Source organism: Desulfomicrobium salsuginis, assembly GCF_054657795.1.
Window position 1 is genome coordinate 212,456 of record NZ_BAAHYA010000001.1, and the last position, 14,384, is coordinate 226,839.

General features: G+C 68.6%; 13 protein-coding genes. 6 read left to right on the forward strand and 7 right to left on the reverse strand.

Annotated elements, in window-relative coordinates:
• Positions 1 to 141 precede the first annotated feature (141 nt).
• The 4 genes from ACYQ3G_RS00930 to deoC all read right to left on the reverse strand — a co-directional run bounded on the left by ACYQ3G_RS00930 (position 142) and on the right by deoC (position 3,806).
• A complete protein-coding gene (locus ACYQ3G_RS00930; protein ID WP_459821492.1) occupies positions 142 to 558 on the reverse strand; it encodes a response regulator in 417 nt (138 codons plus the stop codon).
• Positions 559 to 636: 78 nt separating this feature from the next.
• On the reverse strand, positions 637 to 1,809 hold the full coding sequence (locus tag ACYQ3G_RS00935; RefSeq protein ID WP_459821494.1) for an AI-2E family transporter: 1,173 nt from the start codon (positions 1,807 to 1,809) through the stop codon (positions 637 to 639).
• Positions 1,810 to 1,818: 9 nt separating this feature from the next.
• Positions 1,819 to 3,060, reverse strand: a complete 1,242-nt coding sequence (locus tag ACYQ3G_RS00940; RefSeq protein WP_459821496.1) for a phosphopentomutase — start codon at positions 3,058 to 3,060, stop codon at positions 1,819 to 1,821.
• Entirely contained in the window at positions 3,042 to 3,806 is a 765-nt protein-coding gene (deoC, locus tag ACYQ3G_RS00945) for a deoxyribose-phosphate aldolase (RefSeq protein WP_459821498.1), read from the reverse strand. Before deoC ends, ACYQ3G_RS00940 begins: the two co-directional genes overlap by 19 nt.
• Before the next feature lie 189 nt (positions 3,807 to 3,995).
• Here deoC and ACYQ3G_RS00950 point away from each other — a divergent pair, with 189 nt between their 5' ends.
• Positions 3,996 to 4,745 (forward strand): hypothetical protein, encoded by a 750-nt coding sequence (locus ACYQ3G_RS00950; RefSeq protein WP_459821500.1) that lies wholly within the window; start codon positions 3,996 to 3,998, stop codon positions 4,743 to 4,745.
• Positions 4,746 to 4,755: 10 nt separating this feature from the next.
• Positions 4,756 to 5,220: a hypothetical protein gene (locus ACYQ3G_RS00955; RefSeq protein WP_459821502.1), complete on the forward strand. Its 465-nt coding sequence runs from the start codon at positions 4,756 to 4,758 to the stop codon at positions 5,218 to 5,220.
• On the opposite strand, the gene ACYQ3G_RS00960 is transcribed toward ACYQ3G_RS00955, so the two are convergent.
• The 3 genes from ACYQ3G_RS00960 to recQ are packed head-to-tail and all read right to left on the reverse strand — an operon-like array spanning position 5,174 to position 9,533.
• On the reverse strand, positions 5,174 to 6,130 hold the full coding sequence (locus tag ACYQ3G_RS00960) for a TolB family protein (RefSeq protein WP_459821504.1): 957 nt from the start codon (positions 6,128 to 6,130) through the stop codon (positions 5,174 to 5,176). The genes ACYQ3G_RS00955 and ACYQ3G_RS00960 overlap by 47 nt on opposite strands.
• A complete protein-coding gene (locus tag ACYQ3G_RS00965) occupies positions 6,127 to 7,272 on the reverse strand; it encodes a tRNA nucleotidyltransferase (RefSeq protein WP_459821506.1) in 1,146 nt (381 codons plus the stop codon). The genes ACYQ3G_RS00960 and ACYQ3G_RS00965 overlap by 4 nt, the downstream gene beginning before the upstream one ends.
• The gene (gene recQ, locus ACYQ3G_RS00970) at positions 7,272 to 9,533 is read right to left on the reverse strand and encodes a DNA helicase RecQ (protein ID WP_459821508.1); all 2,262 of its coding nucleotides are present in this window, start codon (positions 9,531 to 9,533) and stop codon (positions 7,272 to 7,274) included. The genes ACYQ3G_RS00965 and recQ overlap by 1 nt, the downstream gene beginning before the upstream one ends.
• A gap of 323 nt (positions 9,534 to 9,856) precedes the next feature.
• Between recQ and ACYQ3G_RS00975 the strand changes: the two genes are divergently transcribed.
• Genes ACYQ3G_RS00975 through ACYQ3G_RS00990 form a run of 4 tightly spaced genes read left to right on the forward strand, consistent with a single transcriptional unit; the run spans position 9,857 to position 14,223 of the window.
• Positions 9,857 to 10,741: an ABC transporter permease gene (locus ACYQ3G_RS00975; RefSeq protein ID WP_459821510.1), complete on the forward strand. Its 885-nt coding sequence runs from the start codon at positions 9,857 to 9,859 to the stop codon at positions 10,739 to 10,741.
• Positions 10,738 to 11,529, forward strand: coding sequence for an ABC transporter ATP-binding protein (locus ACYQ3G_RS00980; RefSeq protein ID WP_459821512.1), 792 nt, complete (start codon positions 10,738 to 10,740; stop codon positions 11,527 to 11,529). Before ACYQ3G_RS00975 ends, ACYQ3G_RS00980 begins: the two co-directional genes overlap by 4 nt.
• 46 nt (positions 11,530 to 11,575) lie before the next feature.
• Positions 11,576 to 12,886: a sensor histidine kinase gene (locus ACYQ3G_RS00985; RefSeq protein ID WP_459821514.1), complete on the forward strand. Its 1,311-nt coding sequence runs from the start codon at positions 11,576 to 11,578 to the stop codon at positions 12,884 to 12,886.
• Positions 12,883 to 14,223: a sigma-54-dependent transcriptional regulator gene (locus ACYQ3G_RS00990; RefSeq protein WP_459821516.1), complete on the forward strand. Its 1,341-nt coding sequence runs from the start codon at positions 12,883 to 12,885 to the stop codon at positions 14,221 to 14,223. Before ACYQ3G_RS00985 ends, ACYQ3G_RS00990 begins: the two co-directional genes overlap by 4 nt.
• The last annotated feature ends 161 nt before the right edge of the window (positions 14,224 to 14,384 follow it).

Here is a 14,384-nt window from a genome sequence, read left to right on the forward strand (position 1 = left end):
TCAAATGATGAAAGTCAGGAGGGCGAAAGGCACTCTCACAGCGCAGGCCGAATCGCTGCGGCTTGGCGTTGACGTGTCGTGGAAGCGGACGGTCGTGACTGCCGACGTGGCGCCGGCCGGCTGCTCGATCCCGGGAAGGTCTCAGTCCTGAGGGAAAACGGGCCCACGGGGGGCACGTCCCATCATCTTCGCTGCGTTGTGCAGCCGCAGCCGCACATCGTCGAGATCGTAGGGTCTGGAGACGTAGTCGTCGGCTCCGGCGGCGATGCAGCGCCGGATGGCGCCCACCGCCCCGCGCGGCACACCGCCCATGACAAAGGCGCCACGCAGGGACTCGTCGGAGCGCAGGCGGCTGAAAAACTCCTCGCAGTCCAGAAAGTCGGCGTGCCAGTCGGCCAGGACGATCCTCGGTTCCGCGGCGGCCTTGAGCGCGGCCCAGGCCGTTTCCTCGGACTCCGCCAGCGCGCAGCCGTACCCCCAGGCCCGCAAGGCCTTGACCAGCACATTGCGGGACAGGCACGCCTCCTCGACGATCACGATGATGGGCCCCTTGTTCACGCTCTCCTCCTGCAAATCGTGTTCATGTCCTTGCGGTCCGCGGCGCTCGCCGCACAGGACCGGTTCATTGCCGGGGGTTCAGCCCTGCGCCGGCTCCGAAGGCGCCGACTCGGCAACCTTTTCGTCTGATTGAGAACGTTGGATGACGTGCCCGAAGATGTATGTGCAGATGGGCACGCCCAGAATCAGTCCCCAGATATGGAAAAGCTTGGCCCCGATGGTCAGGATGAAGAGCACGATGACCGGGTTGATGCGCATGTAGGAGCCGTAGATCCTCGGGTTCAGCACGTACCCCTCGATGAGGTGGATGACCGTGATCATGACGATGGCCAGGAGCATGGTCGTCAGGCCCGACGCCTGCAGGGCGATGAGGCAGATGGGCACGGAACTGATGAAAACGCCCAGGACGGGAATGAAGCTGCACAGAAAGACGATGACCGTCAGAAATGCCATGCTCGAACCAAGTCCCAGCAAAGACACGCCCACGGCCGTCAGGATGGCGTTCAACACGGCGATGACGAACTGCGCCTCCAGGGACTTGCCCAGGACCGTGGCGAAATCGCGGATGCTGCCGGCCACCTCCCGGTAGACGAAATCGAGCCTGGATGTCTCCAGGGAACGCACGCTGGAACTCAGGCGCGGCAGATCGAGGACGATGAGGAAGGAAAAGAGCAAGGCCAGCAGAAAGGCCGAGGCGATGGCCGCGACGCGCCCGCCCACGCCCCGCACGAGGTCGAGGAGCTGGTTGACCTTGTTCTGTCCCTCGGGGTGCTCGGCCAGATTGAAGACCTGCTGCAGCAGGGCCGCGACCCTGGACTTGCCCATGACCGACGTGCCGTGTTCCCCGCTGGCTCCCAGCTCCGGGATGGCGTTGGCCATGAGCGGGTAGCGTTCACCGAGGGCTCCGAGTTCCTGGTCCAGGCGCTGGACGTACTGCGGCAGCTGCGTGACGAAAAGGACCGTCTGGTCCTTGGCTCGGGGCACGAGAAAGACGCCAACGGCAACCAGCACACCGAGAAAGAGCGTCGTGACCAGCACCACGCGCGTGGCGCGGTGCGGAATCAGGTTCTGCAGGCGGTTCACGCCGCGGTTCTGCACGTAGCCGAAGACGAAGGTCAAAAAGAGCAGCAGGAAAAATGACCGCAGGATGAAAACCACCCCGAAGACGCCGCCCCAGACCATGATCCTGATGAGCGTGGGTTTGGCCCTCTCGGAGAGGCTGCACGGGTCGGGACTGCACTGCAAGTTCATGAAGATACCTCAAGGGAGTATGCGCAGGCCGTCCCCGTCGAGAAACGGCCTGCCGTAACCGGTGCCGGACAGACCGAAAAAGCCGGCCAGCGTCGCGCCGATGTCGGCCAGCGTGGGGCGCACCCCGATGCTCCCGGATGCGATTCCGGGGGCCGTGGCCAAAACTGGCACCCGCTCGCGGGTGTGGTCCGTGCCGGCCCAGGTGGGGTCGCAGCCGTGGTCCGCCGTCAGGATGCACAGGTCGCCGGGCGCAAGCCGCCGGAGCAACTCGGGCAGGCGGGCGTCGAAGGATTCCAGCGCGCGGGCGTACCCGGCCACATCCCGACGATGGCCGTGAACGGAATCAAAATCAACGAAATTCGTCACCACGAGGGTCCTGTCCCCGGCCCCGTCCCAGGCCGCGAGGGTCGCGTCCATGAGGCCGTCCTGGCCGTGGGCGCGGATGCTGCGCGTCACGCCGCGATGGGCGAAAATATCCGCAACCTTGCCCACGCACAAGACCGCTGCGCCGGCCTCGGCCAGACCGTCGAGGAGGGTCGGCGTCGGGGCCGGGATGGAGAAGTCTCGGCGATTGCCGGTGCGCCTGAACGTCGCCGCATCCTCGCCGACAAAGGGCCGGGCGATGACGCGGGCGATGCGCAGGCCGTCGACCAGGGTCCGGGCCACGGCGCAGACCGCCAGCAACCGCTCCAGCCCGAAACGGGTTTCATGGGCCGCGATCTGCAGGACCGAGTCTGCGGACGTGTAGACGATGGGCTTGCCCGTGCGCAGGTGCTCCTCGCCCAGACGAACCAGAATCTCGGTGCCCGAGGCCTTGCAGTTGCCGAGCACTCCGGGCAGGCCCGCGCGCGACGAAAGTTCGTCCAACAGCGCCAGCGGGACAGACTCCTCGGCGGGCTCGAAATAGCCCCAGTCAAAGAGCACGGGGGCCCCCGTCATCTCGAAATGCCCGCTGGGCGTATCCTTGCCGCGGCTGATCTCGGTGGCGCAGCCGTACGCGGCCGTGACGGAACCGGCCGGGGCCAGGCCGTCGGGGACGCATCCCGTGGCAAGCCCTGCGGCCAGGCCCAGCCCCATGGCGCACAGGTTCGGCAGGCGCAGGGGCCCTAAGCGGCCATCGTCGGCCAACCCGCGGGCGCAGGCCCGGGCGATGTGCCCCAGCGTGTCGGCCCCCTGGTCGCCGAAGCGGGCCGCGTCGGGAGCCCCGCCCACGCCCAGGGAATCGAGCACAATCAGGCAGGCGCGGCGCACGCAGCCCCTCCCGCGGCGGCCACGGCCAGCACGTCGTCCAGCAGGCCGCTGGCCCCGAAGCGGAACGTGCGCGGGCCGACCCAGCCGGGGCCGAGGATGTCCTCGGCCAGTTCAAGATAGGCCAGGGCGTCGGCCATGGTGCGCAACCCGCCCGAGGCCTTGAATCCGGCCGTGCCGCCTCTCTCGGCGATGGTTTCGAGCATGACCATGGCCGCCTCGGGCGTGGCGTGCACCGCCGCCTTGCCCGTGGATGTCTTCAGGAAATCCGCGCCGCAGTCCAGGGCCAGACGGCTGGCCGCCCGGATCACGTCCGACCGCGCCAGGACCCCGCTCTCCAGGATGACCTTGAGCCGCACGGGACAGGCCGCGCGGCACTCGACCATAAAGCCGCGCACGTCGGACTCGCGTCCTTCGAGAAAGGCGGCGTAGGGGAAAACGAGATCGATTTCCGTGGCGCCGAGTCCCAATGCCGCTCGAATCTCATCCGCGGCGACCGTCGGATCAAGCCGGCCGGCTGGAAAATTGACCACCGTGGCAGCCTCGACGCCGATCAGGCCCATCCGGATCAGATTCTCCGCGACGCGCGGCAGGTGCCTGGCGAAGACGCACAGGGCGGCCACATGGCCGCACGGCCCGACGGCCTTGGCGCAGAGCGCATCGATGTCCGCCTCGCTCTCGGTTCCGGAGAGCGAGGTCAGGTCCAACAGGGATACAATCTGCACGGCCCGCTCATATCTGTCCCGCATGGATGCCCTCCCGGGCGTATGGTTGATTATTCCGGTCGGGCCAACAAGGCTTCATGCATGCGCCTATGCCGTGACCACCGACAGCGACAAAAACACGGAGCGCCCTCGGGCGCAAGCCCGTACGCATTCCCTGCCGAACGCCTTGTTTTCACTTGTTCGGAGCGCTGCGGTCGGGTATGGTGCTGTCCCATGACCAGACCACGCCTCCACGCCCTGCTCCTGTCCGCCGTCCTGTTCGCCCTGATTCCCTCGTTCAGCGCCTTCGCCGGGGAGGTAATCACCGTCTCGCCGTATTGGGAAGGCTTTACGGGACCCGACGGCCGGGGTCTCTACCATGATTTGATGAACGCCGTTTTCACCCGGCGCGGGGACACGGTCAGGCACCTGGAGACACCGGCCAAGAGGGGGCTGATCATGGTGCGCGAAGGGCAGGCCGACATCTACACCTGCCAGGCCAAGGCCGAGGACGGTCTCGAACTCGCACGGCTGCCCATGTACGAGGGGGAGTTCCACGCCCTGTTCCTGAGCAGGACCTTTCCGCACTGGAACGGCGTGGCGTCCCTGGAGAACAAACGGCTGGTGTGGCGGCTGGGCTACTATTCGCCGCACGATTTTCCGGTTCCGGTGCAGTTCGACGAAACCACGACCGGCACCGAGGCCCTGAAGCGGGTGGTCCGCGAATCCTCGGATTGCTACATCGACGATTACCATCTGATCACGGAAACCGTGAACGCCTACCAGCCGCCCCTCGACTCCGGAAACTTCCGCATCGAGTCCGTCGGCTTCCGCCAATACGCCCCCGTCTTCTCCGCAAGCCCGCGCGGTCGGGAACTGCGGGACGCCTTCGAACAGGGGATGCGCGCCCTGGCGGAACAGGGGAAGCTCCTGCCCATCTACGAAAAATGGAAGCTGCCCATGCCCAGAGTCTACCAGCGCTAAGGGGCATCCCATGTCCTCGGAAACGAAAAGTCTGGCGGCGCGGTCCATGCTGTTCCTGGTCGGAACGGCCTTCGTCCTCTACGGCGTCGTCATGCCCATCCTGCCGTTCGCAGGAGCGCGGACCGAGGCGGAGATCACCACGGTGCGCCGGGAACTGGGCGACCGCCAAGACCCGATGGCGAACCGCTACAGTTGGGCCGTCGGCTACGAGTTCGTCCTGCCCGGCGGCACGGTGGTGCACGGAAACACCAAGGTCATCGGGTCATCCTACAGCGCCGGGATTGCCAAAGGCCCAGCCGTCGCGCACTACCTGCCGTCCCTGCCATGGGTGAACGCCCTCGAACGCGACACCCGTCCGGACTTGGGCAAGGCCGTCATGGTGGCCGCCGGAGCACTGCTGTGCTTCGTGGCCTTCAAAGGCCCGGGCCTCACCTCGCGCCGGCGCTCACGTTCTCCCCGAGGGTCAGCTCCCTGAGCCCGCCCCCGAAACGCTCCACCCGCCAGACCCTGAACAAATCCGCCTCGGCGGCCTGCGCATCCCTGTAGCCGATGAAATAGACGCGCTTGCCGTCCATGGACCAGACCTGGTCGAAGGCCGTGATTTCAGGCGGGGTGATGCGCATGTTCTTGCCCTTGCCGGTCCAGCGGTCATGGACGGAAAGGGCCGAGTTCGGCTCGCGCATGACGCGCTCGAACTGCGGCGTACCGGGTGCGCTGTGGCCGAAGACCAGCAGTCCGGGGTCCGTCGGACAAACGGCCAGACGGTGCGCGCTGGTGACCCCGCCCGCGAGGTTCCCCATTATCTTGTCCAGGGGCACCCGCTCCTTCAACTCCCCGTCCGGCCCGATCCAGTAGGCCGCGACCATGTCGTGCGTCACCAGGGCGCCGTCCGGGCTCGAGGAAAGGGAGCAGAGAAAGCCTGCACCGCCGTCCCCCTCGGCAAAAAGGGCCCTCCGCCCCGAACCGTCGGCGCGCACGGCAACGATCTGCGTCATGCCCCGCCCGTCGCGGGCCAGGACGGCGACGGTCCGCCCGTCCGGGGACCAGACCGGCGGCGAGTACGCTGCAAGGCCGGCGGCCAGCCTGCGTTCCCCGCCCGAAACCAGATCGTGCAGCCAGAGTTCGTCCGCCGAGTCCTGGCCCTTGCCGCCGCCGGACCTGAAGAACGCCACGGTACGACCGTCTGGACCGACACCCGGCAGGAAGCCCGGACAGAGCTCCCGCCTGCCGCCGCCGTCGCCGGAACACACCCAGATCGATCCCGCACGGGCGAACGCCAGCACATCCCGCTGCGCCCCCGACCCGCCGCGGACATCGCCCGGCCAGGCCAGCAGCCCTGCGCAGGCCAGCCAAGCAATGAACAGAGCCGCCATTCTCACGCTCATATCTCCTCCCCCGAACGCAATGCCGGCCCGTCGTCTGCGTCGCCGACAGCTCGCGTCAGGACCTCGCAGCGAAGTTGCAGCAGCACTTCGGCGCTTTTCGGGCCCTGGTCGCGGTGCTTTTCCGGGAGTCGCACGGACTTGATCAGGTGCAGGTCGGCCACAGCCCGCGCCCGCACGTCCCCGCCACCGTCGGCGACGACCAGCCTGAAGAACGGTTCCACGATCCCCGCCTTGTCCAGTTCCAGGAGCATCCGCACCCTGGTGGAAGCCCGGAGTTCACCGTACCGCCCCGCGGCCATGTGCCAGCGCGCGGCCAGGCGCCCGGCCGCGCGGAAACGGTTCGGCAGGCGCAGGCGCAGGGCCAGGGCTTCGGACAGTTCCTGGCCCGTGTCCTCGTGCCCGAAATGATGCGGCAGGGTGTCCGGCGGGGTGAGGGTCTTGCCCAGGTCGTGGCAGAGGGCCATCCACGCAGCCAGGGTTTCGCCGGCGCAGCGGTCCATGACGCGGGCCGTGTGCTCCAGCACGTCCGTTTCGTGGAAGGCCGGCGGCCCGGCGGGGATGGCGTCGGCATCCAGAAATTCGGCCAGCCACGGCCCGAGACAGCGCCCATCGCGCAGGACGCGCAGGAAATTGCCCGGCGCAGGCGCGGCGCAGGCCTTCAAGGCCTCCTGCCCGACGCGCTCGGCCGCGACCCGCCCCAGTTCGGCCGAAACGGTCCGCATGGCGGTCAGAAGATCCGCATGGACCGAAAAACCGGGAAAGGCGGCGGCGAACCGGGCCGCACGGATGGCGCGCAAGGGATCGGCCAGGAAATTGGCTTGGGCCACGGGGCGCAGGATGCCGTCGCGCAGGTCGGCCAGGGCCAGGGGATGGGCCAGGAGAAGGCCCCCCTCGTCCTCAGCCAAGGCGTTGACCGTCAGGTCGCGGGAGGCCAGGTCCTCCTCGATGGTCGGATATTCGGAGATCGTGTACTGGCTGCCGCCGCGCACAAAGACAGGGACGCCCTGCCCGACCCGCGTCAGGCCGGGGACACGCCGCCGGAGTTCGGCCTCGGTCCCGCCCACGGCCACATAGTCGAGGTCCACGGGGGCCAGCCCCAGGACCTTGTCGCGCACCGCGCCGCCCACGAGATAGATCCGCATCAACCCTCCGCGCGTTCCCGCTGCATCCCGGCGCGCACGCAGCGCAGGACGTCGAAATCGAACTCGCCGCCCAGGGCCTCGGCCACTTGCGACAGCCCACCGTAACCCTTGCGCCGCGGGGACTCCAGTTCTTCCTCGATGCGGGATAACTGCGCCCTGGTCAAGGCCGTGACCTCCGCGGCCGAAGCGAGCCCCAGGGACACGGCCTTGGTCAGGTGGGCGTAGACCGTGCCGGGCTTGAGCCCCCGCAGGTCCGCAGCGCCCTGCACGGACCCGGTCTGCCGGAAGCAGTCCAGGCTGGCCTGCTCCGTTGAGGAGAGGCCTTCCTCCCGGACCCGGACCTTCTCCACGCGCGGCGCAGGCAAGGGCGGGAGCCCTTCCGGTCGGCCGTGCCCGTCCTCGTGCAGTCGCAAGGCCTCCACGAATCGTTCCCCGTAGGCCGAGAGCTTCATGCGTCCGACGCCGGCAATGCACAGCAGATCCTCGATGCTGCCGGGCCTGTACCTGACCATCTCCAGGAGCGTCTTGTCCGCGAACACGGCGTAGGGCGGCACGTCCTGCTCCCTGGATATCTGCAGCCGCAACGCGCGCAGACTCTCCCACAGGGTCCGTTCCTCCTCTGAGGCAGGCTGCGACCCTCCGGCCGGCGACTCGCCGGATGGGCCGGTCTGCGCGGCGCCCGCCTTGCGGCTCCGTGCGGCCGGGACGGGGTCACGGCGCAGGTGAACCGGCAGGCGGCCCTTCATGACCTCCCAGCTGCGGGCGTTGAGCTTCAGCGCGCCGTAGCCTTCGAGGTCCACGTCGGCCAGGCCCGCGGCCACCAGCTGACGGTAGACGCTCAGCCATTCGGCCCTTGAGAGCTCCGTGCCCACGCCGAAGGTCGAGAGCTGCGCGTGCCCCCAGCGCTCCACGGCCCGCGTCGCCTTGCCGGCCAGCACGTCGGCCAGGTGCCCGACCCCAAAGCCTTCGCGCACGCGGAAGATGTTGGACAGGGCCTTCTGGGCCGCCACGGTGCCGTCCCAGGTCTCGACGGGGTCCAGACACGTGTCGCAGTTGCCGCAGGGCTGCGGGAGATCCTGACCGAAGTAGCGCAGCAGCGCCTGACGCCGGCAGCCTGTCGTTTCGCAGTAGCCCAGCAGCGCCGTCAGCTTCTGCTGCTTGAGGCGCTCGTGGCGCTTGCGGGCCTCGCCGTCGCCCTGGAACGCGGGCATGGAGGCGTCGTCCATGGCCACCAGGCGGCGCAGCATGGCGATGTCGCCCAGGCCGTAGGTCATCCAGGCCACGGCGGGCAGGCCGTCGCGGCCAGCGCGTCCCGTTTCCTGGTGATAGGCCTCCAGACTCGTGGGCGGGTCCACGTGGGCCACGAAACGGACATTGGGCTTGTCCACGCCCATGCCGAAGGCCACGGTGGCGACCATGACCACGCCCTCCTCGCGCATGAACCGCTCCTGGTTGGCCTCGCGCGCGGCGGCGGAAAGGCCGGCGTGGTACGGCAGGGCCGTGAACCCTTCCGCGCCCAGGGCCTGGGCCGTGGCCTCGACCTTCTTGCGCGACATGCGGTAGACGATGCCGGCCTCACCCGCAGGGCGGGAGCGCAGGAAGGCCAGGAGCTGCTGTTCGGGCCGGTCCTTGAGGGTCACGAGATAGCGGATGTTGGGCCGGTCGAAGCCCGAGGCGAAGACGCGGGCCGAGTCCAGACGCAGCTGGCGGATGATGTCCGCGCGGGTCATGTCGTCGGCCGTGGCCGTCAGGGCCAGGCGCGGCACTCCGGGGAAGAGATCGGCCAGTTCACCCAGGCGGGTGTACTCGGGCCGGAAGTCGTGGCCCCACTGGGACACGCAGTGGGCCTCGTCGATGGCGAAGAGGGCCAGGGGGACGCGCGCGAGGCGGTCCAGAAAGCCCGGCGCGAAGACGCGCTCGGGGGCGACGTAAAGCAGGTCGAGGCGCCCGGCCATGAGTTCGGCTTCCACCTCGCGGGCCCGGGCCGGGTCCAGGGAGGAATTGAGGCAGGCCGCGCGCACGCCGTTCTGGGTCAGGCCCTGCACCTGGTCGCGCATGAGGGCGATGAGCGGAGAGACGACGACGGCCGTGCCGGGACGGACCAGGGCCGGAATCTGGTAGCACAGGGACTTGCCCCCGCCCGTGGGCATGAGGACCACGGCGTCCCGGCCGGCCAGGACGGTCTCGATGACCGCCTCCTGCGGGCCCTGAAAAGCGTCGTAGCCGAAAACCGAACGGAGGACTTCAAGGGGCGTGGGCATGGAAAAACCTCGGGAAGACTGTTGGGATCGGGCCTTGGCCTACAGGAAGCGCGAAGCGTCTGTCAAAGCGGGCAGACGGCGCGCTCCAAAAATGCCGATGCGACCTGATGTGCGGCCGCCTCCGGCTCGGGAGTCGGCCGGAGTTCGCGGGGCATGCTGCGGCGACAGAGTCCGTAGCGAACCCCGCCGGGGGAAACCCTGGCGGGCAAGGTACCGGACTGCCGCCACCCCACCCTGCGGCTTGTCCTCGCCGCCGGCCCCATGTATGTGCCGCACATCGGACGCGCGGCGTCTTCCCGTATCATTCTTACCACTGACTCGACATGACCCTCTACGCATTGCTCGGCGCCCTGGAACAGGGCTTCCTCTACGGCATCATGGCCCTCGGGGTGTACCTGACATTCCGCATCCTCGATTTCCCCGACCTGACCGTGGACGGCAGCCTGCCGCTGGGGGCCTCGGTCAGCGCCGTGACCATCACGGCCGGGCACAGCCCCTACCTGGCCCTGGCCCTGGCCACGGCGGCCGGGTTCGCGGCCGGGGCCGTGACGGCGCTCCTGAACACCAAGCTCAGGATCCTGCACCTGCTGGCCTCCATCCTGACCATGATCTCGCTCTACTCCATCAACATCCGCATCATGGGCGGCCCCAACGTGGCCCTGCTGGGCACGCCCTCGGTGCTGACAGACCTGGAGGCCTTTAGCCTGCCCCTCTTCCAGGTCACGCCGGTCTTCTTCTTCCTCGTGGCCACGGCCGTCACGGCGGCCCTCATCTGGTTCCTGCACACGGAGTACGGCCAGGCCATGCTGGCCACGGGCGACAACCGCCAGATGATCACGGCCCTGGGCGTGAACACGGACAACGTCATCATCTTCGGAGTCGGCCTGTCCAACGCCCTGGTGGCCTTCAGCGGCGCCCTCATCGCCCAGAACCAGGGCGCGGCCGACGTGAACATGGGCGTGGGCACCATCGTCGCCGGCCTGGCCTCGGTCATCCTCGGCGAGACGATCTGCGGCAAGGCGACCATCGCCCGGGCCTGCATCGCCGTCATCGTCGGCTCCGTGGTCTACCGCACGGCCATCGCCCTGGCCCTGGGCCTCGACCTCGGCGGCTTCTCCTTCACGCCCAGCGACCTGAATCTCATCACCGCCTTCCTGGTCATCATCGCCCTGAGCCTGCCCATGATCAAAAGGAGGTTCGCACGATGATCCGCGCCACCGGACTGAACAAGTATTTCCACCGGGGCAGTGTGAACGAAGTGCACAGCATCCGAGACCTGTCCATCGACATCGAACAGGGCGACTTCATCACCATCATCGGCTCCAACGGGGCCGGCAAGTCGACCTTCCTGTCCTGCCTGGCCGGGACCCACGCCCTGGACTCGGGCACCATCGCCGTGGGCGGCACCGACGTGACCCGCTGGCCCGAGCACCGGCGCGCCCGCTTCATCGGCCGCGTCTTCCAGGACCCGCTCATGGGCACCTGCGCCGGCGGCTCCATCGCCCAGAACATGGCCCTGGCCCTGCGGCGCGGACAGCGGCGCGGCCTGTCGCGCGGCGTCAAGCCCTCCGACCGGGAGCTTTTCCGCGAACACCTGAAAGTGCTGGGCCTGGGCCTCGAAGACCGGCTCCAGGACCGGGCGGGGCTGCTCTCGGGCGGCCAGCGCCAGGCCCTGACCATGGTCATGGCCACCCTGGTGCGCCCGGAACTGCTGCTCCTGGACGAGCACACGGCGGCCCTGGACCCCAAGACCGCTGCCCAGATCCTCGCACTGACCGAGAACATCGTCACGGCCGGCGGCCTGACCACCCTCATGGTCACCCACAACATGCAGCAGGCCCTGGCCCTGGGGAACCGGCTGATCATGATGCACCGCGGCCGCATCATCTTCGACGTCCGCGGCCAGGAAAAGGCGGCCCTGAGGGTCGAGGACCTGCTGCAGAAATTCCACGGCCAGGAAGACGCCGAAATTTCGGACCGCATGCTCCTGGGTTGAACATCCAGCACGCTCTTTGCTTGGCGATAGCCCGCAAGGAGGACACATGAAGCACGCCACCCGCAGCATCTACCGCGCGCCCCTGCTGGCCGCGGCGGCCATGATCCTGGCCCTCTCCCTCTGGGGCCTGTGGTCTTGGCAGGGCTACAGCGACCGGTCCCTGGAGTGGCGTCGGCAGCGCGCCCAGGAGACATTTCAGACGTTGAACGCCATCATCGCCACCATGAGCAACGGGGTGCTGACGGACTGGCAGCAGATCGAGCGCGTCCTGGCCAGCATCACCCGCGACTCCCGCACGGCCTTCGTCGTGGTCGAAGCACGGCACGGGCGCCTGGTCCAGACCGGCGAGGTCCCGGAATTGCTGGTGACCGGCGGCGACCGCGGCGAAATGGCCACGGAGTCCATGCTCATCGTCTGGGCCCCGCTGCAGCAGGTCAACCTGCCGTCCACCTGGGCCGAGGCCCTCGAATCCCCGCATTTCGGCCTGGGGCTCTGGATGCGCAGCAACCCGGTCATGTACCTGGGCTTCCGCAGCCGCACCGAAACCTTCTCGACCTCCTGGTACTGGCAACGCCAGGCGCCCATCTACGCCCTGGCCCTGGCCTGCATCTTGGCCGTCACGGCGGCGTGGATCGCGGGCAACCGGCGCAGGCTTCTGGCCGGTGAACTCGCCGCCGAACGTCTGCGCAGCGCCCACCTGGAAGAGCTCGGCCTGGCCGCGGCGGGCCTGGCCCACGAGACCAAGAACCCGCTGGGCATCATCATGGGCATGGCCCAGCAGATCGCGGCCCGCCGCGACATCCCGGCCGAGAGCCGGACGATGCTCGAACACATCATGGACGAGGTGGACAAGACCACCTCCAGGCTCGGCAACTTCATGAACTTCGCCCGGCAACGCACCGTGAACCCCGGTCCCGTGGCCGTGGACCGCCTCTGCCGGGAGCTGACGGAAGTCATGGGGCCCGACTTCGACCTCGCCGGGGTGGGACTGGAATCAATTGTGCCCGGGGCCGTCGTCCTGGCCGACGAGGCCCTGCTGCGGCAGATCCTCGTCAACCTGCTGCTGAACAGCCTGCACGCCTCGCCCGCGGGCACCGTCGTGCGCATCCGGATGCAGCGCCAGGGCCGCCGGTGGCAGCTCGTCGTCGAGGACCAGGGCACGGGCATCGCGCCGGAGCTGCTCCCCAACATCTTCAAGCCCTACGTGTCGGGTTCGGCCTCGGGCCACGGTCTGGGGCTGGCCATCGTCAAACGCCTGGTGGAGTCCCACGGCTGGAAGATCCAGGCGTCCTCCGTCCCGGCCGGAGGCACCGCCATGACCATTTCCGGAATCAGAAACGCCCAGGAGCGCGCATGAACACGACCATCCTGATTGTCGACGACGAGGCCCGCTACCGGGACCTCTATGCCCGCGTGCTGCGGGACGCGGGGTTCGATGTCCTGGAAGCCGAGGACGTCGCCGCCGCGCTGAAGTCCATCGGGAAGGATGCACCGGCCATGGTCGTCAGCGACGTGCGCATGCCCGGCGCCAGCGGGTTGGACCTCCTGCGCCGCGCCCGGGCCGACCAGCCGGGCCTGCCGTTCCTCCTGGTCACGGCCTACGCCGACGTGCGCGAAGCCGTGGACGCCCTCAAGCTCGGCGCCGTGGACTATCTGGCCAAGCCCGTGGATCTTGACGAACTGCTGGCCGCCGTGCGGGACGCCCTCGGCGTGCACGGGGACGGCGACGCGGACGTGCCGGCCTCGGCCCTGGAGGGCATCGTGGCCGAGAGCCCGGCCATGCGCGCCGTGCTGCGCGACGCCTGGCGCGTGGCCGGCAGCGACGCCACGGTGCTGCTCACGGGCGAAAGCGGCAGCGGCAAGGAAGTCGTGGCCCAGTTCATCCACGTGAACAGCGCGCGGCGGGACAAGGCCCTCGTCACGGTCAACTGCGCGGCTGTGGCACCGACCCTCCTGCCCAGCGAACTCTTCGGCCACGAGAAGGGCGCCTTCACCGGCGCCGTGGCCAAGCGCAAGGGATTTTTCCGCGAAGCCCACGAAGGCACCCTCTTTCTCGACGAGATCGGCGACATGCCCCTTGAGTTGCAGGCGTCCCTGCTGCGCGCCACGGAAACGGGGCGCATCACGCCCGTGGGCGCGGACCGGGAGGTCGCCGTGGACTGCCGGCTCATCGCCGCCACCAACCGCAACCTGGAGGAGGACGTGGCGCAGGGCCGCTTCCGCCAGGACCTCTTCTACCGCCTGAACGTCATCACCATCGACATCCCCCCCCTGCGCGAACGCCCCGAGGACATCGCCCCCCTGGCGAGGTTCTTCCTGAACAAAGGGGCCGCCGAGGCGCGACGCCTGTCCCGCGCGGCGGCGCAGGCCCTGCAGAACCACCCCTGGCCCGGCAACGTGCGCGAACTGGCCAACGCCATGGCCCACGTGCGCCTCCTGAGCCAGACCGACGTCATCCTGCCCGAACACCTCCCCCCGGCGGTGCGCAAGTCCGCGGCCAAGGCTGTCCCGGAAGCGCCAGCCGTCGCCCGGCCGAAGCTCCCGGAGGAAACCAAGACTCTGGAGCAGCAGGAATTCGAGGCCGTGGCCGCGGCCCTGAAGCAGACCGGCGGCAACCGCACCCACGCGGCCCAGCTCCTGGGCATCACCCGGCGCGGGCTGATCTACAAGCTCAAGCGCCTGGGACTGGGCTGACCGCCCACCCCGTTGTGCAAAGACTTCTCAGCCGACACGGGACGGCGATTTTCACGCTTCACGCGCAAGCCCCCCTGACGGGCGGATAACCGGCCACGGCCGTGGCTCCGCTGCGCATGAGCGCATGGCACGCCCCTTGCCTGCCGCATGGGACAACTCCA